Source organism: Cyanobacteria bacterium GSL.Bin1 (assembly GCA_009909085.1).
GTDB lineage: Bacteria > Cyanobacteriota > Cyanobacteriia > Cyanobacteriales > Rubidibacteraceae > Halothece.
In genome coordinates this window covers 1-23,571 of record JAAANX010000066.1, presented here as the reverse complement: position 1 = coordinate 23,571, position 23,571 = coordinate 1, and the positions used below count along the sequence as shown (strand labels likewise).

General features: G+C 40.5%; 17 protein-coding genes and 1 pseudogene. 14 read left to right on the top strand and 4 right to left on the bottom strand.

From position 1 onward, the window contains the following. Positions 1 to 25: 25 nt before the first annotated feature. Positions 26 to 442: a DUF29 family protein gene (locus tag GVY04_08505; protein ID NBD16175.1), complete on the top strand. Its 417-nt coding sequence runs from the start codon at positions 26 to 28 to the stop codon at positions 440 to 442. Positions 443 to 533: 91 nt separating this feature from the next. Further along, positions 534 to 1,946, top strand: coding sequence for a hypothetical protein (locus tag GVY04_08500; protein NBD16174.1), 1,413 nt, complete (start codon positions 534 to 536; stop codon positions 1,944 to 1,946). Here GVY04_08500 and GVY04_08495 read toward each other — a convergent pair. Continuing rightward, complete coding sequence (locus GVY04_08495; protein NBD16173.1) at positions 1,943 to 3,094, bottom strand: erythromycin biosynthesis sensory transduction protein eryC1; 1,152 nt, start codon at positions 3,092 to 3,094, stop codon at positions 1,943 to 1,945. The genes GVY04_08500 and GVY04_08495 overlap by 4 nt on opposite strands. Positions 3,095 to 3,490: 396 nt before the next feature. Here GVY04_08495 and GVY04_08490 point away from each other — a divergent pair, with 396 nt between their 5' ends. The 3 genes from GVY04_08490 to GVY04_08480 all read left to right on the top strand — a co-directional run bounded on the left by GVY04_08490 (position 3,491) and on the right by GVY04_08480 (position 9,028). Continuing rightward, on the top strand, positions 3,491 to 7,084 hold the full coding sequence (locus GVY04_08490; protein NBD16172.1) for a hypothetical protein: 3,594 nt from the start codon (positions 3,491 to 3,493) through the stop codon (positions 7,082 to 7,084). A 384-nt stretch (positions 7,085 to 7,468) separates the two neighbouring features. Beyond that, entirely contained in the window at positions 7,469 to 8,275 is an 807-nt protein-coding gene (locus GVY04_08485) for an ABC transporter permease (protein NBD16171.1), read from the top strand. A 9-nt stretch (positions 8,276 to 8,284) separates the two neighbouring features. After that, positions 8,285 to 9,028, top strand: coding sequence for an ATP-binding cassette domain-containing protein (locus GVY04_08480; GenBank protein ID NBD16170.1), 744 nt, complete (start codon positions 8,285 to 8,287; stop codon positions 9,026 to 9,028). Between the two features lie 416 nt (positions 9,029 to 9,444). Here GVY04_08480 and GVY04_08475 read toward each other — a convergent pair. From GVY04_08475 to GVY04_08465, 3 genes and pseudogenes are all read right to left on the bottom strand, one after another. Continuing rightward, positions 9,445 to 10,811, bottom strand: a pseudogene (locus GVY04_08475) (IS701 family transposase). Positions 10,812 to 10,871: 60 nt separating this feature from the next. After that, positions 10,872 to 11,777, bottom strand: coding sequence for a hypothetical protein (locus GVY04_08470; protein ID NBD16169.1), 906 nt, complete (start codon positions 11,775 to 11,777; stop codon positions 10,872 to 10,874). Between the two features lie 68 nt (positions 11,778 to 11,845). Beyond that, positions 11,846 to 12,190, bottom strand: a complete 345-nt coding sequence (locus GVY04_08465) for a transposase (protein NBD16168.1) — start codon at positions 12,188 to 12,190, stop codon at positions 11,846 to 11,848. A gap of 120 nt (positions 12,191 to 12,310) precedes the next feature. On the opposite strand from GVY04_08465, the gene GVY04_08460 reads away from it, so the two are divergent. The 9 genes from GVY04_08460 to GVY04_08420 form a co-directional block, all read left to right on the top strand. Further along, on the top strand, positions 12,311 to 13,513 hold the full coding sequence (locus GVY04_08460) for a hypothetical protein (GenBank protein NBD16167.1): 1,203 nt from the start codon (positions 12,311 to 12,313) through the stop codon (positions 13,511 to 13,513). A gap of 125 nt (positions 13,514 to 13,638) precedes the next feature. After that, positions 13,639 to 15,189 carry a hypothetical protein gene (locus GVY04_08455; protein NBD16166.1) on the top strand — a complete coding sequence of 517 codons (1,551 nt, stop codon included), beginning with the start codon at positions 13,639 to 13,641 and terminating at the stop codon, positions 15,187 to 15,189. Between the two features lie 77 nt (positions 15,190 to 15,266). Further along, complete coding sequence (locus tag GVY04_08450) at positions 15,267 to 17,642, top strand: glycosyltransferase (GenBank protein ID NBD16165.1); 2,376 nt, start codon at positions 15,267 to 15,269, stop codon at positions 17,640 to 17,642. A gap of 285 nt (positions 17,643 to 17,927) precedes the next feature. After that, positions 17,928 to 18,827, top strand: coding sequence for a glycosyltransferase family 2 protein (locus tag GVY04_08445; GenBank protein NBD16164.1), 900 nt, complete (start codon positions 17,928 to 17,930; stop codon positions 18,825 to 18,827). After that, a complete protein-coding gene (locus GVY04_08440; protein NBD16163.1) occupies positions 18,805 to 19,926 on the top strand; it encodes a glycosyltransferase in 1,122 nt (373 codons plus the stop codon). The genes GVY04_08445 and GVY04_08440 overlap by 23 nt, the downstream gene beginning before the upstream one ends. A gap of 55 nt (positions 19,927 to 19,981) precedes the next feature. Next, the gene (locus tag GVY04_08435) at positions 19,982 to 20,434 is read left to right on the top strand and encodes a peptidase (GenBank protein NBD16162.1); all 453 of its coding nucleotides are present in this window, start codon (positions 19,982 to 19,984) and stop codon (positions 20,432 to 20,434) included. A 13-nt stretch (positions 20,435 to 20,447) separates the two neighbouring features. Further along, a complete protein-coding gene (gene surE, locus GVY04_08430; GenBank protein ID NBD16161.1) occupies positions 20,448 to 21,251 on the top strand; it encodes a 5'/3'-nucleotidase SurE in 804 nt (267 codons plus the stop codon). A gap of 754 nt (positions 21,252 to 22,005) precedes the next feature. Then, a complete protein-coding gene (locus GVY04_08425) occupies positions 22,006 to 22,455 on the top strand; it encodes a hypothetical protein (protein ID NBD16160.1) in 450 nt (149 codons plus the stop codon). Between the two features lie 32 nt (positions 22,456 to 22,487). Continuing rightward, positions 22,488 to 23,571 (top strand): hypothetical protein (locus tag GVY04_08420; GenBank protein NBD16159.1); only part of this gene is annotated, 1,084 nt, incomplete at its 3' end.

Here is a 23,571-nt window from a genome sequence, read left to right as displayed (position 1 = left end):
GACTAATGACTAATGACTAATAACGATGACTAACCTTTACGAAACAGATTTTTTTGAATGGACCAAGATTCAAGCAAGCGCTTTAGAGGAACATAATATTGAAGCCCTTGATTGGGAACATCTCAAAGAGGAGATAGAAGACTTGGGAAATGAGAAACTTAACGCTGTGAATCGTTTCTTGAAACGGCTTATCGAACACAGACTCAAACTGGATTATTCTCAAGAAATTTATCCTCGTAATCATTGGCTCAAAGAAGTGGATAATTTTCAAGATGAAATTGAAGATAGATTAACTCAGACTCTTTTGAATAAACTCGATCTTCCTAAACAATATGAAAGAGCCAGACGAGGGGTTTTGCGAGAATATCAACTCGATCTCCCTAAAAAATGTCCCTATACTTTTGAGGAATTAATGACTCGATACCCATTAAATGATGATTAGCTTGTCGGTTAAGCGCGATCGCGTTTGGGCGATGTTGAGTTGCCCTATCGTGATGCCTAGTTTATACAATCAATCAAACAACAAAGAACGAATGACTAATTATCGCTCTCTCCTATCTGATTTTATTCAAAACTATCGCGATCGCGCTGATTTTATTCTCATTCGCGTGGAAGAATCAGACAGCACCGATATTCTCCTGCGTGGCAATCAAATTGAAACCCTGAGTGAAGAAGTGGCAGTGGGGGGACAAGTGCGGGTTTGCTATAAAGGGGGTTGGGGGTTTGCCAGTTTTAACCGCCTCAGCGCCCTGAAAGAGCGCCTAGAAGACGCGATCGCGGCAGCCCGATTAGTGGGGACCCAAAAGACGACATTAGCCCCTGTGCCCACGATAGAAGGGGTTTACACCCTGCCATTACCCGCAGGCGATCCCCGAGACATTCCCTTAGCTGACAAAAAAGCCCTCTGCGATCACTACAACCAGCTTTTGCAGGGGTATGATCCCCGGATTACCACCACCAGTGTGAGTTATAGCGACATCACGCAACGGGTTACAATTGCCACCTCAGAAGGGACATTAGTGGAACAAAGTTGGACGGATCTGGAGGCAAGATTTAGCGCGTTTGCGAAGCATGGACGGAGTCCAATCGCGCGCGACGGAGAAATGGTACAAACCGGACGGGAAACCACTGGGTCTCGTCAAGGCTGGCAGGATTTACTGAATTTGGATCAGCAAGTCATTACCGCAGCAGAAAGGGCGGTTAAAAACCTGAGTCTCCCGACAGTGACTGGCGATACTTACACCGTTGTCATTGATCCCATTCTCAGCGGGTTATTTGTCCATGAAGCCTTTGGTCATCTCTCGGAAGCGGATATGACCTATGAAAACCCGGATTTATTAGACGTAATGACGATGGGACGACAATTTGGTCCCCGCAACCTGCAGATTTTTGATGGTGCAGCACCTCCCGGACATCGGGGGAGTTACCAAGTGGATGATGAGGGAACGCCCGCCGAAACTACGCAACTGATTCAAGATGGGGTGTTAGTGGGGCGACTCCATTCGAGAGAAACAGCAGGGAAATTAGGGGAACGTCCCACGGGGAATGCTCGCTGCCTAGACTATCAATATCCACCCCTTGTCCGCATGACCAACACTTGGATTGAACGGGGAGAAACCCCCGTCGAACAATTATTGCAAGATATTCCCGTGGGAGTCTATGCCAAAAACTGGTTGGGAGGGATGACCAACGGCGAAATGTTTACCTTTTCTGCGGGGGAAGCCTGGATGATTCGCAATGGCAAACTTGCCGAACCGGTGCGCGATGTTACCCTCTCCGGCAATGTCTTCAAAACCCTTGCCAATATCGAAGCCATTGGCAATGACTTCTATTGGGATGAATCGGGCGGTTGTGGCAAAGGCGGACAAAGTGGTTTACCCGTGGGCTGCGGGGGTCCCAGTTTACGAATTAAAGAGGTCGTTGTTGGCGGTAACAACGAAAACTAAGCCAAGTGCGTTTTAATCGCCTGAGTAATGGTGTCAATTTGAGCAGTGGTGAGTTCGGGCCAAATCGGTAAACTCAGAACTTCCTGAGTTAAGGCTTCACTGACAGGAAGTTTTTCATATTGACCCTCATAAACCGGCAACTGGTCTTGGGAAACCGGGTAATAAACCATGGTTGCAATCCCTGCTGCACTGAGATTTTCCCGTAACTGATCCCGTTTTCCCTCTAAAACTCTGACGGTATACTGATGGAAAACATGACCTTTATTGAGGGTTGGCGTAACCAGATTTTCCAGAGCACTTAACCGCTCATTATAAGCTTGCGCCACTCGTCGTCGCTGTTCATTCCATTGGTCAATATACTTTAACTTCACTTTGAGAATGGCGGCTTGTAGGGCATCGAGTCGGGAATTATAACCGAACATTTCATTATGATATTTCTGATGTTCCCCATGCACGCGTAACATCCTCGCTAACTCAGCAAGATGGTCATCATCTGTAACGATTAACCCACCATCACCATAAGCCCCTAAATTCTTTGTGGGAAAAAAGGAAAATGCTCCCATATCGCCAATCGTTCCCGTAAATTTCCCTTGTTGAGCTAAACGCATGGTTTCGGAACATGCTTGTTGACACGTCACACAATCAGCTTCATATTTTGCCCCAAACGATTGCGCACAATCTTCGATTACTTTTAAGTTATAGGTTTTAGCAATCTCTGCAATTTGTGCCATTGCTGCGGGATTGCCATATAAATGGACAGGCAAGATGGCTTTGGTGTTAGGGGTAATTTTTTGAACAATTTTACGGGGATTAAGATTAAAGGTTTCTAATTCCACATCCACAAAAATCGGAGTCGCGCCAACTTGACTAATCGATTCTGCAGTAGCAAAAAAGCTAAACGGCGTTGTAATGACTTCATCCCCTTTGCCAATGCCCAAACTGCGTAAACTAATGATTAGGGCATCAGTTCCGGAATTAACCCCAATGGCGTGCTTCACCCCAAGATAATCGGCAACAGCTTGCTCAAAATCAGCTACTTCTTCTCCCAGAATAAAGCGACCGGAGCGTAACACTCGATCAATCGCTTCTTGAATTTCATTTTGAATGTCTTGATATTGTAGGGTTAAATCTAAAATTGGAATCTGAATGTCATCCATGGAATTGGGTGCAAGTGCTTTTTTAACGTAGTTTACTTGTTATCGACACAAGCAGACAATTTTTTACCAGTGGCTGAACTCAACTTTTATCCATCGGCAACAATAAAAAAAGGATTAAGGCTATCAACTTGAAGCAATTTTTGAGTACATTTAATGAGGCTGCATATACTTTTATCACATAACTAACTGCTGTCAGGATTTTCCGATCTAGGATCTAGATAGGAAAGTATAGTCCTTTATCAATCAGGAAGAAAGCTGGAATCTGCATCATATCAGGCTGCAGTTAAGGGCTATATAAGACTGCCTATAAAATCTACACATACAGTGGAGGCGCGGTATTCATCGATTCCTCCGAGATTGAGGTAGATGTTCTGCCGTGAGTTAGTGATGAGTAAACAAGATCCTATCGTGGGTTGGAGCAATGAATTATTGTTGGATAGTTCTCTCAATATTACTGACAATTCATTCCCTACAGGAAAACTTTTTAATTCAGTTCAGGATTTGTTAAGCCAGTTTGCTGTCCATCCAAATTTCGAGGTCAGTATGCAGACAGCATTTGGCGAAGAAATTGACACGACAAGGATTAAAGCTGCTTGGGAGGTAGGAGATTTTAGTGCGCTCCCTCCTGTTGAGCTTGAATCGTCCTCAAACCTAAAAGGAGCAAATGGGGCTTATTCAGCAGCGCTTAATACGATTTTCCTGTCTCAGGAATTTATCACTCAGAATGATGACAATGGTGAAGTGATCATTAGTGTTGTCTTAGAAGAAATTGGACACGCTATTGATCGGCAATTGAATGATTCGGATAGCCCGGGAGATGAAGGCGCGATTTTTTCTGCGTTAGTTCGAGGTGTTGATTTGAGTGAGGAAGAGTTGCAAAGGATCAAGGCAGAGGATGATAGTTCGGTTATCACTATCAATGGTCAGACTCTGAAAGTTGAAACAGCAGAATGGACATGGATAGGAAATGAGTTGGTTAAAACACCTTGGAGTCGCATTTTAGAAGCAGGTGAAGACACAGCAATAACAAATTATCGTAATTTTCGGGAACGGCAGATTGATGAAGCTTGGGTTCGCGCTACTCCAGGAGGAACAAATACTCTCTGTTTCTCCGCAGGTGGTTGCTACCCCCTAGATCAAACTTCAAGGCAGGTTCCGGCTCCAACTTCGAATCCGGAAGTGGATACTGACCCAATTAGCTTCGAAGAATTCCTCCTTTATCTATATGCTGGGTCTCGCTATCTAGCTTCTAATCCCGATGTCCTTGAGGTCTATGGCAATGACCCTTTGGCAGGTATATACCACTATCTCCAGTATGGCATTGACGAAGGACGGTCAGGAGATAGTTTCAACGACACCCTCTATTTAGCTTCCAACGATGACTTACTGCAAGCTTATGTCTCCCCATTTTTGCCAGTGACTTCTCAAAACGTTTTTATTACATTTTTTGGCACGGGTTTTTTGGCAACTCAACACTACATCCAATATGGTGCGAGCGAAGGGCGCGCTTTAGATGCATTTGATCCTTCTCAATACCTAGCTTCTCATCCCGGCCTCATCTATACCGCTGGGAATGACCCTGGATTTGCTACATTTCATTTTGTCTTCGAGGGCTTCCACCAAGGATGGTCCCGGGATAGTTTTCATGAAAAGCTCTATCTAGCTTCTCATGATGATTTAATGCGAGTCTATGCCCCTGACTTAGAAGCAGCAACCCAACACTATATCAATCATGGGTTCTGGGAAGGGCGCGCTCTTGACCGCTTCAACCCAACCCAATACCTAGCTTCTCATCCCGATCTCATCAGGGCTTATGGGAACGATCCAGAATCAGCTCTTGATCACTATATCCTATATGGTTTTGACGAAGGACGGTCCCGGGATAGTTTCGAGGAAGACATTTATTTAGCATCTCATGGGGACTTAATTGAAGCTTATGGCTATGACTTAGAAGCAGCGACCCAACACTATATCAATCATGGGTTCTGGGAAGGAAGGGCAACCAATTTATTCGATCCAGTTGCTTATCTCAATGAATATGAGGATTTACAAGCTGCTTACGGTACTGATTTAACTGCAGTAACACGGCACTATATTTCTTATGGATTTGATGAAGGCCGTGAAATAGTTGAGGACGATGCCTATGAAGAGAACGACACGCGAATAACTGCCTACGACCTAAGTACCCATGAACAAACTTGGCTTAGCAGCCTCAATGGTATCGGAATTGCCAATGATAATGACTGGTATGAAATTGACATCACTCCAGGCTACAAAAATCTAGCTGTCAAGGTTCAATTTGCACATGCCGACGGGGATATCGACTTAGCTATTTACAATGCTAATAGTAACTTGATGGTCACTTCCGAATCAACCACTGATAGCGAAGCCATCAATACCATTCTTCCCAATGCCGGCACCTACTTCCTGGCAGTTTATCCTTACAATAGCTCTGGTAATACCTACGATTTGTGGTGGGATGATTTGGTTATTAATCCAAACAATCAAGATGATGTGATTTTGCGGCGAGGAAACCGTTTCTTGGTCGATACCGATCACGATGGCGGCTGGGCCGATGTAAGTTTCACCTTTGGCTCAGCTCAGGATCAGCTCTATCTGGGAGATATTGCTGCCGATGGTCAAGATGATGTGATTTTGCGGCGAGGAAATCAATTCTTGGTTGATACTGATCACGATGGCGGCTGGGCCGATTTAAGTTTCACCTTTGGCTCAGCTCGTGATCAGCTCTATCTGGGAAATATCGCTGGTGATGGTCGAGATGATGTGATTTTGCGGCGAGGAAACCGTTTCTTGGTCGATACTGATCACGATGGCGGCTGGGCCGATTTAAGTTTCACCTTTGGCTCAGCTCAGGATCAGTTCTATCTGGGAGATCTCAATGGTGATGGTCAAGATGATATGATTTTGCGGCGAGGAAACCGTTTCTTGGTCGATACTGATCACGATGGCGGCTGGGCCGATTTAAGTTTCACCTTTGGCTCAGCTCAGGATCAGCTCTATCTGGGAAATATCGCTGGTGATAGTCGAGATGATATGATTTTGCGGCGAGGAAACCGTTTCTTGGTCGATACTGATCACGATGGCGGCTGGGCCGATTTAAGTTTCACCTTTGGCTCAGCTCAGGATCAGCTCTATCTCGGAAATATCGCTGGTGATAGTCGAGATGATATGATTTTGCGGCGAGGAAACCGTTTCTTGGTCGATACTGATCACGATGGCGGCTGGGCCGATTTAAGTTTCACCTTTGGCTCAGCTCAGGATCAGCTCTATCTCGGAGATCTCGCTGGTGATGGTCAAGATGATCTCATTTTGCGGCGAGGAAATCAATTTTTGGTCGATATTAATCACGATGGCGGTTGGGCCGATTTAAGTTTCACCTTTGGCTCAGCTCAGGATCAGCTCTATCTCGGAGATCTCGCTGGTGATGGTCGAGATGATATTATTTTGCGGCGAGGGAATCAATTTCTAGTTGATACTGATCACGACGGTTGGGCCGATGTAAGTTTCAAATTTGGCTCAGCTCAGGATCAGCTCTATCTCGGAGATCTCGCTGGTGATGGTCGAGATGATATTATTTTGCGGCGAGGAAATCGTTTCTTAGTTGATACTGATCACGATGGCGGCTGGGCCGATGTAAGTTTCAAATTTGGCTCAGCTCAGGATCAGCTCTATCTCGGAGATCTCAATGGTGATGGTCAAGATGATATTATTTTGCGGCGAGGAAATCGTTTCTTAGTTGATACTGATCACGATGGCGGCTGGGCCGATTTAAGTTTCACCTTTGGCTCAGCTCAGGATCAGCTCTATCTGGGAAATATCGCTGGTGATGGTCGAGATGATGTGATTTTGCGGCGAGGGAACCGTTTCTTGGTCGATACTGATCATGATGGCGGTTGGGCTGATTTAAGTTTCACCTTTGGCTTGGGAAATGATGAGTCCTTTGTTGGTGCTCTTAGTTAACGAGACTTAAACGATTGTAAGCTAAAAATAGCCTCAAACCTTTACGCAGTGGTTATTTTACTTCGATTGAGCCGTTTGCTAGATATGGCTGGGTTTCAGCGATTTTTAGGGGCTTGGTAGTAAATTCATTGCCATAACTGGGTTTGAGGCTGTTTTCTTCTTTTTTGAACCATTTTAGAGGACATAGTTTTTGTGCGAGGAGTCAATAACCACAATCACATTTTGAATTTGAGTGAAGTAATGGCATTATTATTACTTATCATCATTATCTCCATACTGCAACTTTAAACAATTTGATCTTTAAAATAATTCCTGGGTCGTTCACCATAACTCACTTCAGATAAGGTAGAATAGTCAAGCTTAGTAATTCCTTGGCATCAGTATATGAATAATTCTCTACTAACTTACAAAAGATGGTCGAAGCTTCAACGATATTGGGAATTATTATGTGTTCTGGTTGAACGCAACTTAAAAGGTCGCTATCGCGGTTCTTGGTTAGGGATTTATTGGTCACTGCTTAACCCTTTAATTATGGCAGGAATTTATACTGCAGTCCTAGGGAGAGCTTTTTCTAGTTATTATGATGATTCTATTTTTAATTATATCTTAGCAGCATTTACTGGACTATCTATCTTTCATTTTTTTGCTGCTGCAACTAACCAATCTTTAAGTAGTTTGGTATCTAGTGGTTCTTTAATTAATAAAATAAAATTACCTCTTAGCATCTTTCCATCTTCAATTATTGCAGCTAATGTGTTTCAGTTTATCGCTGCTAATTTGCCTCCTCTAGCTATTATGGCATTTTTAACCTCGGGCAATTTTATTAATGTTCTATCTTTAATATTCCCTCTGATTGCACTTATTTTATTCTCTAGTGGGATTGGCTATGCATTAAGTGCATTATTTGTTTTTTTTAGAGATATTCCTCATCTTTATAGCGTAACAATTTATGCTCTGAGAATTGCAACTCCTATTTTTTATCCCGCTGAAATTGTTCCCGAAAAAGTTCGATCTTTCCTCTTACTCAATCCACTATCACAAATTATTGAGAGTTTTCGTCAAATAACGCTATCTGGAAAATTACCAGATTTAAGTTTAATTGGTATGACCTTAATCAATAGTTTAGTAGTCTGTTTATTAGGTTGGTTATTTTTCCATCGTTATAGAAACCACTTTATTGATTTACTTTGAATGTATAACATGAAAATGATTAACTTAAAGGATATTTATCTGTGGAGAAGAACCCAAGAAGAATTTTCTTATGATTTAAAAACTAGTATTTTTTCTCTCTTACAAAGAAAATATCGTAAACCCTCCAAGAAATTAATCTTAGAGCAAGTTAATCTAGAAATTAGCGCTGGAGAAAAGGTGGGGATAATTGGCGCTAATGGCTCAGGAAAGTCAACGCTTTTGAAATTGATTTGTGGCATTTTACTTCCTACTCGGGGAATAGTAAGAGTAGCAGGTAACATTGCTCCTTTAATTGAGTTAGGAGCAGGATTTGATGCTGGAATGTCAGTAACAGATAATATTATTATGTATGGCGTAATGTTAGGATTTTCTCGCCAAGAGATGTTTAAGAGGATTCAGCCAATTTTAGAGTTTGCTGAACTAGAAGAATATGCTTTTATACCTGTTAAAGCATTGTCTTCAGGGATGAAAGCTCGTTTAGGCTTCGCGATCGCAACCGATGTTCGGCCAGACATATTATTACTAGATGAAGTCCTATCGGTTGGAGATGCTAGATTTAAGCAAAAGTGTCGCAAGCGCATCGAAAAATTTTGGGAAATGAATGTAACCATCTTAGTCGTTTCTCACGATAGCCGGTTTTTACAGCAGTGGTGTCAACGGGGAATTTGGTTAGAAAAAGGGAGAATTAAGTTTTCTGGTGATATCGAAGCAGCTATTCAAGCTTACAATGATTCCCTAGGAATATCGTCATAAACACTTGTAAACCTAGTCTTTGTAGCAGCTTTAGCAGTTGTAATTTTGTGAAAAAATAACAGATTAATCCCACTTTCAAGACACAGCAGTTAAGATAATGGAGCTGGAGTTTTCAACAGCTGGTAAGTCCCCTTTAATTACTGTTTTTTTCTTCCATAACGGGTGTGATTGCGCCCGTGGGGCGCTTTCAAGAAATATCAACAGAACAATCAAAAGAGAGTGAACTATATTGCTTCACTACTAGGGTTAGCATAGAAAGCAATACCTTCATCCCTAAATTGGGGTAGTTGTTCTTTTACAAAATCTCGTTCGTCAGCTGAAGGGGTGTAGAAGTGGTTACCTTGTTTCGTGTTATAAAAGCGATAGACAGGAATGGTTTCTGGTAGTTCTTCTTCATAACGGGACTTAAACGAAGTTTAAGCTAAAATATAGCCAAAACTCGCTTTATAAGCGAAAAATACGTCCCAATTCTCTTGAAGCCACTTAAGGAAACGATATGTAATTGCTGTTCTAAACGCTTCCAAGGCTTCATTAAAAGTATTCAAAGGTTGATTGGACCAGATACGTCTAAATCCCCCAGTTAGTTGATGCCAAATGATAAAAGTATAAGCACAGAAGACTAAAACAAAATGTCTAAGAAGACTGCGTTTATCCCTAACTTGATACTCTCTGAGTCCCAAATTTCCCTTAGCTTCACGATAAAACACTTCTACCCAATTCCGTTGAGAATAAGTGTTAACTATCCATTCTGGCGTTGCTTTTTGAGCTTCAACATTGGTCACAAAGTAATCAATCTCTGTTGCTTGGGAAAACGTTTTCGCATTCATGATGATAGCGATTCTTTTCTTTCCTTCTAAGCGTGAGATTTCTCCTTCGCCGTTCACCTGAATTGGATTCAGGTGCTTGCGGCGAAGTGCATTCCGCACTTCTACAATCCCTACCCAGAGTGTTTTTGGTTTTTCTGTTGCCAATTTGACTTCACGAAAGTCTTCTGGAACAAGGGCTTGAGCTAATTCATCAACCCGCAAGGTTTCCTTTAAGTTGTCATTTCTTTCAATGGTTACGTTCCGATTTTTCGCCATTCCCCCTAAATACTTTAGGTTTCTTTGTTCTAATTGAGATAAGAAAGTTCCGTTATTGCCGTATCCTGAATCAATCAAAATAATTCCCGGTCGATATCCTCTCTCTAAACTGCGGTCAATTAACTCAATGGCAAGTTCCGGTTTTTTCTTGAACTCAGGATCTGCTTGCTCCGTCTTTACGCTGAGGAGACCTCAGCGCAGGCGGTGCGCTTTTTTCCTTCTGCTAAAGCACTGCTATGTTGATACAATTCAATATCGAGAGGAAGGCTCTTTTTTCCATCATAGAGATGAGTGGTGACTACAACAATTCCATTATCCGTTTTTCCAATTTCTCCCACGTATTGTCTGCCCACTCCTGCGGTGAAGTTTCCACTCTTGCGATGTCCTGAATCATCAATTATTAAACTAAACCCTCTTTGAATTTTAGTTTGACCACATTGATTCATTACTTGCAAACGACGCTCATTGATGGCTTGGGCTGACCACCGAGCGTCAGTCAGGAAATGGTGTAAACGGTGGTACGTCACTCCCACCGCGTTTCTTGCCATCTCTGATAGATTTTTTCGCTTACTTTCCCCCAATAATCCTCCCAAATAGTTCCTAAACTCTCGTTTTTCCGCTTTCGTCTTGAAAACATCGTCGAATCGACAACACCATCTGTCAAAGCAGGGAGGCATCGCGGACGGAGTGGTTTCTTTCATCGGCTAGTTAGTAACGTAGAATAGTTGATATATAAGTAATTTACCACACTTAGTTTCATGTTATTGTTTAAGTCCCGCTAATTGAGTTGCATTAATCTCATGACCACTATTCCAAAGCGCGATCGCGACATCAATGTAGTTCAATCCTGTACCATCGCTTTGGGTTACCCCATCATCAACCGCATCAGCAATGGTTTCCAAGCTCAAGCCTAGATATTCCATCGCTTGACCCATTTCTTGTTGAGTCGCGCCTTCATCCCAGAGCAAGTCATCTAATTGTCTGGCTTCAATGTCATGACCACTATTCCAAAGCGTGATCGCGACATCAATATAATTTAATCCTGTGCCATCACTTTGAGTGACTCCATCATCAACCGCATCAGCAATGGTTTCCAAGCTCAAGCCTAGATATTTCATCGCTTGACCCATTTCTTGTTGAGTCGCGCCTTCATCCCAGAGCAAGTCAGCTAATTGTCTGGCTTCAATGTCATGACCGCTATTCCAGAACGCGATCGCGACATCAATGTAATTTGATTCCGTATTGTCTGGATCATCAATAGGAACTCCCATCATATCGACAATCTGGCTTTCTAGGGACTCACCCGTGATATTATCTGCTCCCGCCGAATCTTGCTGTAAGCTTTCATTGACAATTTGTTCGAGAACGGGTTCAACGGGCACAAACGGGTCATTGGCAAATATTAAGTAGTTAAAGATGAGCCGACCATCTGTAACCGTCGTTTGACCATTACCATCAATATCCAACTCAGCCTCAATTTCTTCGATACGGGTCGCTAAAGCAGTACCCGTGGTATTAGTCGCTCCTGCCGAGTCTTGTCCTAAACTTTCGTTGACAATTCCTTCGAGAACCGGTTCAACTCGTACAGAGAGGTCATTGGCAATTAAATGGTTAAAGATGAGCCGACTATCGGGAATTAAACAATTATGAAGTAAAAACAGCCTCAAACTTATACACAGTAATTGTTTTACTTTGATTGGGTATTTTTCAGGATAGACTTGGGTTTCAGCGATTTTTAGGCATTTGGTGTAACTCCCTTGCTATGACAAGGTTTGAGGCTGTTTTCCTGTTGTTTTTTTTGTCTAGGTCTCGTTAGAGCAATGGATTGTCCAAATGCGATTCCCAGTGGAACGGTGGATCTGCTCTTGCTAATCTTGACCATAAAACCCTTGTCTCCATAAACATCACTGCCCCTAACTTGAGATATAACGGCTCTTATCACTTGTCGCTCGTCAGTGTTGGCTGGCACTAAATTATAGGCAATGGGCAAGCCAGACAGGGAACACAGCATCACCAATTTGTAGCCAAAATACTTCAGTTTCCGAGCAGCACAATAACCGTAATTGATATAAAGATGAATGAAGCTTGGTTCTTTGGCAACTTTCCGAAATTAATAATATCTGACAAGTCACGTTGTGCCTGAACCAATAATGCTATGATTCAATTTAAGTAATTACTGAGTTTATGAGGAAAAGTAAAATTGAAGTTAATCTTACACATTGGTACAGAAAAAACAGGAACAACAACTTTTCAAAACTGGCTATCGAAAAATAGAGAGCTTCTAAAACGTCAAAAGATTTGGTATTCTAAATCACTAGGAGAGCCTGATAATAGAAGCATTAGTATTTGTGCTCGTGATGCAGATAAACCAGATGATGGTTTCTGGCAAAATAACTTAACGGATGCCGAAAAACATAGGGAGTTTTATATCAAGGTCAAGCAAGCTTTTGATCAAGAAGTTAAGGAAGCATTTGACAAGAAATGCAAATATTTCATCATATCAGATGAACATTTACATTCACGCATAGTTTCTGATCAAATGGTTGATCGAGTTCAAACATTTATTGGTAATTACTTTGAATCAATAGAAGTTGTTGCACACCTTCGACCACAAGTAGACGTTATGGTTTCATTGGCTTCAACTGCAAGTAGAGTTGGTCATAAAGTTAATTACGATTTCTTTAAAAAAATAAAAAACACTAGTCCTTACTTAAACTATGAAGATTTTATTGCTCGATGGGAACGTGCGTTTCATCCGGAAAACATATTAATACTACCCTTCAAAAAAAAGCCATCTATTACTGATTTTATTATAGAAAAATTGAAAATAAATTTAGTCGGCTTTACTCAAATTGAAATTGTAAATGAAGCAGTTGACATCCGAACAATGGCTTTAGTAAATGCTTTAAATACCAATAAAGAGTTAAATACTAATCATAATATATTTATTAATGAGCTACCCAAAAATGAGAAACTTGCAATTGGAATGGATTTAGCAAAGTCAATTCAAACAAAATTTGACAAGAGTAATTCTGAATTAGTTAAAAAACGTCATGATATAAATTTTGAAGATTTACAACCAGACTGGAAGAAATATGATATGCCTTCAAATATTGATATTTTAGAGTATCAATGCCCTTTTTCAGAACAACTAGATGCTCTTGTTCAGCTTTACAATATGCAACTTAATTTAGAACGAGCAAGGACATTTTTGGCAGAAAGTGAGCGGGCTTTTTTAGCAAAAAATAAGCAAAATGCAAATCACTTTCTGGAAAAAGCTTTACAGTTACTAGACTACGTAAAAGATACTAATGTATTAGATAAAGACAAAAAAAAGATTATACAGAGAGTAAATAATATAAAGAAAAAATTAAACATTACCAAATTAGGGCTACTAATATAGCTAGGTTTCAATTGTCGTCTAAGGCATGACTTTTATAAATGATTTTTTTACTATAGCAAGAAGCGAAAATAATTTTCCTCCAGTTTTTATAGCAACCTAAAATTTTTCTAGATTAGAATAGCGTCATGTCTGATTTTCCTCATCCCATTTTAATTGTAACCGGAATGCACCGCTCTGGAACCTCTTTAACTGCTTCTTTATTACAAAGTGCTGGTGTTGATATGGGAAGCAATTTGATGGGTCCTATTGAAAGTAATATGAAAGGGCATTTTGAAGACTTAGAGGTAGTTCAATTTCATGAAAGTGTATTAGAAGCATGTAATTTTCCTCCTCAAGGTTGGGTCACACAAGAGAAAATTACTGAAATTCCTGAAAATTTAAGAATAAGAGCTCAGGAAATTATCGCTAGTAAACGAAAGAAAGCAGGGATTACAGGGTGGAAAGATCCTCGGGGAACTCTCTTTCTAGAGTTTTGGCAATCTCAAGTCCCTGAAGCTAAATTTATTTTTGTGTACCGTACCCCTTGGGAAGTTATTGATTCTCTCTACCGTCGCGGCGATCACATTTTTCAGGAGTTTCCATACCTTGCTTTAGAATTTTGGATAAGCTACAATTCCGCTATTCTTTCCTTTTGTAATCAATATCCACATCACAGTATCCTTTTTAATATAGATCAGATTCGGCATAATCCCCAAGTGTTAGGTCAAGCAATACATGAAAAATTCCAGCTCTCTCTTGCACCTCAATCTGAAATTTACGATGTTTCTCTATTTCATAATCAGGTTTCACAGTCCAGTCGCCCTGCCATAATTCAAGAGTTTTTTCCCGAAGCTATAACAATTTTTCAGCACCTAGAACATCGTTGTTACTATACACGAGTACAAAGTGATAGTTATATAAGTCAACAAACGCACAAACAGATCTTCGATGAAAAATCGTTATTTCAAGACTGGTTAAAACTACGAACTGCTGAAAAAGTTCAAAAAGAAAACCAACTATTATTATCTGATATGCAACAATACAATCAGGAACTGGAAAGTACTGTTAATCAAACTAATGAGGAGCTTAAACAAATTAAAAAAGAACAAAATTCCCTGATTCAAGAATGGGAAAATGCTCAACAATGTAATCAGGAATTGGAAAGTACTATTAATCAAACTAATGAGGAGCTTAAACAAATTAAAAAAGAACAAGACTCCCTGATTCAAGAATGGGAAAATGCTCAACAATGTAATCAGGAATTGGAAAGTACTATTAATCAAACTAATGAGGAGCTTAAACAAATTAAAAAAGAACAAGACTCCCTGATTCAAGAATGGGAAAATGCTCAACAATGTAATCAGGAATTGGAAAGTACTATTAATCAAACTAATGAGGAGCTTAAACAAATTAAAAAAGAACAAGACTCCCTGATTCAAGAATGGGAAAATGCTCAACAATGTAATCAGGAATTGGAAAGTACTATTAATCAAACTAATGAGGAGCTTAAACAAATTAAAAAAGAACAAGACTCCCTGATTCAAGAATGGGAAAATGCTCAGTTTCAATTAGAAAAGGCTTTACAAGGTTGGGAAGAAACACAAAACCTTGTTCAAGCAATGAAAAGTAGTAAATTTTGGAAATTACGGCAGCTTTGGTTTCAAATCAAGCATCGCCTAGGGTTGCCAATTAAATAGAAAAAAGATAGTTGAAATCTATCTTTATCCTCAAAACACTATGCTTAATTAGACTATTATATATTTATAAAGTAAAAATGAAATCAACTTTAGACTGGTCTAAAAAAATAGAGATTAAGAAAAAAGAATTATTAACAAGAAAAAATGAGTTAAATCAGTATTATCATCAATTGCTTTTGAAACAATCTCAAACTAAATTAATAGAAGACAAGATATTAGAAAAATCAGAAGAGAATAAAGCTAATAAAGGTATTTTTCGTAAATTAAATAACCTAGTAATAAATGTAGTTATTAAAACTCGTCAATTACTGCGAAAAGCTAAGCATAGAGTAAAATTATTAATCACTCAATCCAAAACACAGAACTATCCTAAATCTTCATCCTCCAAAACGGAAAATCATCCTATACCTTCCCAAAAAGAGAGCAATCCTACACCTTTGTCCAATGAAAGCGAATATAAAAAAATCTTATCTCATCTATATAAAACTGAGCTAGACAGTTTTTTAATTTGTGACGAGAAACTAACCTTTTCTCAACCAGAAGAACCACTCGTTAGTATTATTCTTATTTTATACAACAGAGCAGAATTAACATTACAATGTTTGCGCTCTCTCGTCATCGCTAGCACTAATCCCAAGCATCCTTGCGAAATTATTGTTGTTGATAATGCTTCACAAGATACAACCAGGCTACTTCTTGATCGAACTTCAGGCTTGATCAGGATTAATAATAATGAGAATCTTCATTTTTTAGCAGCAGTTAACCAAGCTTCTAAAGTAGCAAAAGGAAATTACCTCCTTTTACTAAACAATGATGCTCAAATTTTGCCTGGAACACTGTCTGCTGCTATTAATACTTACTGTAGTGCAGATGATATTGGAGCCGTTGGCGGGAAAATTATACTTTTAGATGGTACTTTGCAAGAAGCAGGTAGCATTATTTGGAATGATGGTTCTTGTTTAGGATATGGAAGAGGTGAAAATCCCTTTGATTTTCCCTACATGTTTCAACGAAATGTAGATTACTGCTCTGCTGCTTTTTTACTAACAGAACGAAGATTATTTTTAGAGATGGGAGGATTTGATGAAGATTACAAGCCTGCCTATTATGAAGAAACTGATTATTGCCTAAGACTTTGGGAGCAAGGAAAACGTGTTGTTTACGAGCCTAATGCAACTGTTGTACACTTTGAATTTGGGAGCTCGCAATCAAATCACTCAGCAATCAATCTTCAGAAAGCCCATCAATCTATTTTTACTCAAAAACATTCTCAACAGCTTGCTAATTATCATTGGTCCCCTACTCCTGAAAATACTTTCTTAGCACGGACTCGCTCTCCTCTTTCTTGTCGCGTTTTATTCATAGATGACCGGGTTCCCCATGCCTTTCTGGGATCTGGGTTTCCGAGAGCAAGGGATATTTTACAAGCGCTTGTAACTTTAAATTACTCTGTTACGTTTTATCCCCTCACTTTTCCTCAAGAAAATTGGACAGAAGTTTACCAAGATATTCCAAAAGTCGTTGAAGTTGTTCTTAATCAAGGGATTGGAGGATTGGAAAAATTTTTGCACGACTATGCTCGCTTTTACGATCTAATTTTGATTAGCCGTCCTCATAATATGGAAATCTTAAATCCAATCTTGAAGCGTTATCCTCAGTGGTTTGAAAATACTCGGATTATTTATGATGCAGAAGCTATTTATGCTTTACGGGAAGTGAGCCAACGCGAAGTTAAAGGAAAAAAGGTTTCTCAAGATGAAGTAGATCTGTTAGTTAAAGCAGAAATTAAATTAGCGGAAAAAGCTGATGTAATTGTGGCAGTTTCAGAACGTGAACAAGAACGTTTCACTGAGATGGGGTTAAGTTCAGTATATACATTAGGACATACAGTTGACTTAATGCCTACTCCAAAAAAATTTGAAGAACGCGTAGGAATTGTTTTTGTAGGAGCTATTCATGAAATTAATTCTCCCAATGCTGATTCAGTTTTTTGGTTCGTGGAAGAAATTTTACCTTTACTCAAAGAAAAAATAGGAAAAGAATTAAAATTTACAATTGTCGGTTTCAATCAATGTCAAGAAATCTGGAATTTACAAAGTGATTCTTTGCAGGTATTAGGTCAAGTAGAATCCCTCCAAGAAATTTATAATTGTGCTAAAGTTTTTGTTGCACCAACTCGTTTTGCTGCAGGGATTCCATTTAAGGTTCATCATGCAGCATCTTATGGTTTGCCAATTGTTACAACTTCAATAATTGCTTCTCAACTAGGTTGGCAAGATAGGCAAGAAATTTTAGTCGGTGATGACGCTCTAACTTTTGCTGAAAAATGTGCGAAAGTATATTCTGAACAAGAATTATGGAAAAATATAAGAAATTCTGCTTTAAGAAAAATTGAAGTAGAATGTTCGCGAAAAAACTTTCTTCAGCAAGTTGATACAATTATAACTTCATAATTAAACAGGAAATATGAGTAGATATTTCCAGTTCTTTAAACTAATTTTAAACTTGTAAAATAGTTTAGTTCTTTATCAGCTCAAGTTATATGTAGCTGTTCTAGGCAAATGATCATACATTGTAGTTACGTATAAAATGCTAAATAGTACCTATTCTGACTTTTCCAGCAACCTACAAAAAAAAGTTTTTTGGTACCAATCGAAACAGCTAATTTTGAATAAAAAGGCATCTTTATTAGGCCTTCGATTAAAAAAGTACTATTTTACATATTAAATATTAGTCAGGTGTTATATTTTTTAGTTGTTAATTATCAATCTGTTGAATTGGTGAAGCGTCTACTTGAAAGTTTTTTGAGTTTACCACAGCCCCTAAGCAAGGCGGGCCGTCAGAAAAACTCACACAAGTTTGTAATTGTTAATAATTTTCCTCCTGATCAAAAAGCATTAGAAGCATTAGCAAGAGATACAATTTACATTATAGAGGCGGGTGAAAATTTAGGATTTGGGAGAGCTTGTAACTTGGGATTATCTTGGATTTATAATCAACATTCTCAAGCATTAGTTTGGCTGCTTAATCCTGATACATTTTTTAACCCTAAAATTATAACAGATGCTGAATCTTTTTTTTATCATTATCCCGAAATCTCTATTCTTGGAACACTGATTTACTCAACGGATTATAACATTTGGTTTGCTGGGGGAACTTTTGACTCTATAAAAGGGCGGATTGCATCAGAAAATTTGCTGGCAATTAATCCTGAACTATCCTATCTTCCCTGTGATTGGGTAAGTGGTTGTAGCATGATTATTAATTTCAGTCATTTTCAAAAGTGTCCTCAGTTTAATCCGAATTACTTTCTCTATTACGAAGATTTTGATTTTTGTCAACGGTATAAACAGCAAGGTCATCTCATTGCTGTAACTGCTCAAATAAGTATCATCCATCAAGTTTCTGCTATCACTAACTGCAACCTTAAAAATAAATATTATCATAGCACCTACAGCTACTTGTTTACATTAGAAAGGTATACAAATAGAGTTATATTCTACTTCCGTGTCATTCGCTTACTAACTTATGCACTATTTCTTGTTCCTATCAAGCCCGCGATCGCGCTTGGTAAAATAACAGGGACATGGCACTATTTCCAACAAAAATTCTCTGGTGTTAAACCCTCTCCTAGTTAATTGTTCAATTGTGATGCAACAGCCGACGGGAATCTCAGCTTACACTCAAAATATCCTACCGTCTTTAGCATCCTTAGAACCCACCCTTCTCACTTCAGCTCTGATCACGGATTATAACTCCTATCAAATTCCCAATCGCTTAAGCCCCGATCATGGAACGATCGCGCACTTACGTCGCCTTTGGTGGACCCAGCAGCAATTACCGAAAATCTACAAACGACTCGATGCTGCCTTACTCTTTTCTCCCATTCCAGAAGCCCCTCTCTATTCTTCTTGTCGTTATGTGGTGACCGTCCATGATCTGATTCCACTACGCTACCCAAAACGGTTTTCTCCTCTCACGCCCTATTTTCGTTTCTATATTCCCCAAGTCTTATACCAAGCCGAACATATTATCTGCAACTCTCAAGCAACTGCAGACGATATGATCCATTTCTGGGGCATCCCAGCCCGCAAAATTACACCCATTTTATTAGCTTACGATCAACAGCATTTTTTTCCCTCTCCCAGCTCCAGGTTACACCCAAATGAAACGCTGACCCCTGCAACAAGCATTAAACACCAACCGTGTCAATATTTCTTGCATCTGGGACGACCCGATCCCCATAAAAATGTTGGAAGATTAATTGCCGCTTTTGCTAAAGTTTCCGCTACGGACAATGAACTTTGGTTAATTGGTCCCCCCGATCCCCGCTATACACCGCAATTACAGCAACAGGCGGCAGAATTAGGTGTGCGCGATCGCGTTCGTTTTCTCAATTACATTCCTTATGATCAACTCCCTGATGTAATCCGAGGTGCAACGGCACTAGTATTCCCCAGTCTCTGGGAAGGCTTTGGTTTACCAGTTTTAGAAGCTATGGGTTGTGGAACCCCTGTGATCACTTCTAACTGTTCTTCCTTACCAGAAGTCGCAGGAGACGCTGCCATTTTGATTGATCCGATGGATACTAATGAAATAGCAAGTGCCATGACAACGCTTGCTCAAGATTCTAAATTGCAAGCCAAAATGCGGGAACAAGGATTAAAACGCGCTGCTCAATTTAGCTGGGAAAAAACAGGACAAGCAACCGTTGAAGTCCTCCAAAAATTTTTATAGCCCAATCTGGCACAACGTAAGAGATAATGAACAAGTCGCTGTCAAACATATACAAATGCTGGTGTCTCGCTGGAAAATTCCTCTCTTTTTCGGAACTTTACTGCTGTTCGTGATCAATGAAGTGACTCCGATTCAAGCCCAGTCCTCTCTTTACGATCCTGTCATTCTCCCTGTGAATCGTGTCATCAGCGATCGTCTTTCTGCTAAAGATATCCCCACTGGAGAAGGAGGATTTGCCCGCGACTATCAAGTCAACTTGCAAAAAGATGATCAGGTTTCCATTGATGTCAAATCAGAAGACTTTGACAGCATCGTCCTTCTCATCGCTTCCGATGGAACCACCGTTGCTGAAAATGATGATGGTCCCGATGGAAGCACCAATTCTCTACTATTTACTCGCATTACCGAAACAGGGCGTTATATTGTTCGTGTGCGTGCTTTTGGCAAAACAGGAGGAGGACAATTCAGCTTAAAACTCACCCGTTTACAGCCAGTGGAAGAAGATTGAGTAGGGATAGTTTATGACACAATTGTTGATTAGCAACGACGATGGCATTTTTGCGCTAGGAATCCGAACCTTAGCCAATACACTTGCAGAAAAAGGGTATGAAGTGATGGTCGTGTGTCCAGACCGGGAACGTTCTGCAACTGGACATGGTTTAACCCTTCATCGACCTATTCGCGCCAATCAAGTTGATAATATATTTCATCACTCCGTTACAGCTTGGTCTTGTTCGGGAACACCGTCCGACTGTGTAAAATTTGCCCTTAGCGCGCTTTTAGAATCCCCTCCTGATTTCGTTCTCTCTGGGATTAATCATGGATCTAATTTAGGGACCGATATTCTCTATTCAGGAACCGTTTCTGCTGCAATGGAAGGAACAATTAACGGCCTTCCTAGCCTTGCTATTAGTTTAGCCAGTTACACGTCCACTGAGTTTACAACTGCTGCACAAGTCACCCATCAATTATTAGAAAAGTTACCGCCAATTCCCCAAGGAACCCTACTCAATGTCAATATCCCTGCGGTTTCTCACCAAGAAATTGCTGGCATTCGCCTCACTCGCCAAGGGTTACGACGCTATATTGAACAGTTTGAAAAACGTTTCGATCCACGAGGTAAAAGCTATTACTGGCTAGCGGGAGAAGCGATTGAAGATATTCCTCAACCAGAAGCCAAGCATCTTCCCTCAAATGTTCCCACGGATGTGGAAGCCATACGCCAGAATTATGTCACCCTTACTCCCCTTGAATTTGATTTAACCAATGCCAAGAGTTTTCTCGAACTACAAGACCAAGGAATCGATCAAATCATGAGTTCGTGACATCCTCCCGACGCTGACCTATCGGTACAGCGCGGGCTTCCCATCCTCGCGAATGGGCTTTCCTGCGTAGCACTTACCTATCAATTGACCCGGCAGTAGGCTGCGTTCGGCATAAATGCTTGGGGTTTCCCCAGGTGACGCGGACTTATTAGCAGGCTGTTTCCTTTCCGTAGTCGTCCCTACGTACTTACTGATTCCTTCAGGTCTGCTTTCCAATGCGCGGGAAACCCGCGCTTGGGTCAGACCTCTATTTGTGATTACTTCGGCTGCGGCTAGATCACGATTGTTGGTGTAGCCGCATTCGCATTCATGCCAGCGCATAGAAAGAACATTAATCCACTCTTTAGACGGTACTTTTGCAAGTCTTGGGACTTTCTTTTTCGCAGCCGGTAACTTGAACGCCCCGTCCCGGCCCTCACCTTATCAGGTAGAGCGCGGGACTGATCGCTCCTCGTTCTCCTCGCCAGTTAATAGTTGGCTATTGCATAAACTAATCCCCTTCAACGTAAAAGTGCAATAGTCATTGAAGTGCCAACTATGTTGAATCAGAAAAACTTTGTAGTCCTTATTTTCTCTGCCTTCCATTTTGCCTTAACGGCATTACGAAGGTGATTTGAAATCTCAAAAGAGAGCGTCTGAACTCAACTCATAGACAGTTTAGAATGACCTAAATGAAAATTGACACATTATTGAAACAAGAGCTAAGTCTCGATTAGCAATAGACCTTAGAAAAAATACTGATCAAATTTGTATAATGACTAATATGATTTTAGGTGCAAAAGCAAAACGTGTTGTCTGGCAGTTAGCAACATTCAATCGCTGCACTCGTTTTTTCTCAATTCTCATTGTTGTCGGATTTGTCTCTTTAGGCATGAATGATGTCATGCTGAATAACGCGGTAGCTGCCCCGCACTCTATTCCAAACCCACAAGAAGAATCACAAAGTAATTTTGGGTCAATTATTACCGCAGTTCTAAAAGAGGCGTCCCAACGTTCAGGATTACCTATTTCTGCTTTTGAAGAAATTATTGCAAGACAAAAAACTTGGCCAAATGGTTGCCTAGGCATCGAGGAACCTGGACAAATTTGTACACAAGCCTTAGTTCCCGGGTGGCAAATTATTCTCTCTGATGGCTCTCAAAGTTGGGTTTATCACACCGCTACTGATGGTCGAATTCGTTTCGCGGGTCATCAGGAAACTTAGCATGAACAATAAAATAGTCCGGATTTTCAACGATGTGTCCTATTGGTGTCGGTAAAAGTAGCACAAAAGCCAGTCAAATATCGGCCCAAACCTCTCAAAATGCTCAATTTTGGGCAATACTGATTGGTATCAATGAGTATCAAGATCCAAAGTTAATTTCACTACAATACTCGGCTGCTGATTGTCAGGAATTAAGCAAAGCTCTAGCAGGCGCCACCGAAGAGTTTTCGCAACGTGAATTACTGGTTCATCATGACTACGGGATCAAGCCACCAACAAAAGGAGCGGTCATCAGAAGTTTAAAGCAGGTTGCTAAGGAGGCAAAAGCTCATGACAGGGTCATGTTCTATTTTTCCGGTCATGGTGTCCTTGATCCGAGGACTCAACAAGCCGCACTTTGTTTACAGGATACGACTTTAGATCATCTTTCAGCAACTGGACTGCCCATCTCGGAACTATTAGCCTTGCTAGGAGAATGTGTCGCACCAATTCAGTTTGTGTGGCTCGATGCTTGCCACAGTGGCGGGGTGAGTTGGCAGCAAACTCTTTATAATCCCACCCCGCAACTAATTGAACGCTTACAAGAACAGGCGGCTCGAACGCAAGGCTTTTATGCGCTTCTATCCTGCGATCGCGCTCAGCAGTCTTGGGAATTTTCCGAGATGGGTCATGGGGTTTTTACCTATTACCTGATCCGAGGCTTACAGGGAGCAGCAGCGAATTCACAAGGCATCATTGAAGCTGATGGTCTCTATCGCTATGTCTATCACCAGACCCTCCAATATATCGATAAAACCAACCAGCAACTGCGACTGATTAACCAGCAAAAGCGGAGTCGTGGGGAAACGAATCTGCAAGCAGAATATCCCTTACAAACCCCAAAACGGATTGTAGAAGGCGTGGGTGAACTCATTTTAGGGAAAACGCCCCAAACGGAGGTCTCACTCTATCCGCGCCGGGCATTAGTCATTGTCGCCAATCCTCAAACTCAAACGAGTTTGGAACTGGGAAAAGTCTTGCGCGGTCGCAGTCACTTTGAAATTCAGTACTGGCTGAATACGAAAATGTCTCCGCTGGAAATGAAACAAGGGATTCAAGAGTGTTTGCGCTCAAAAA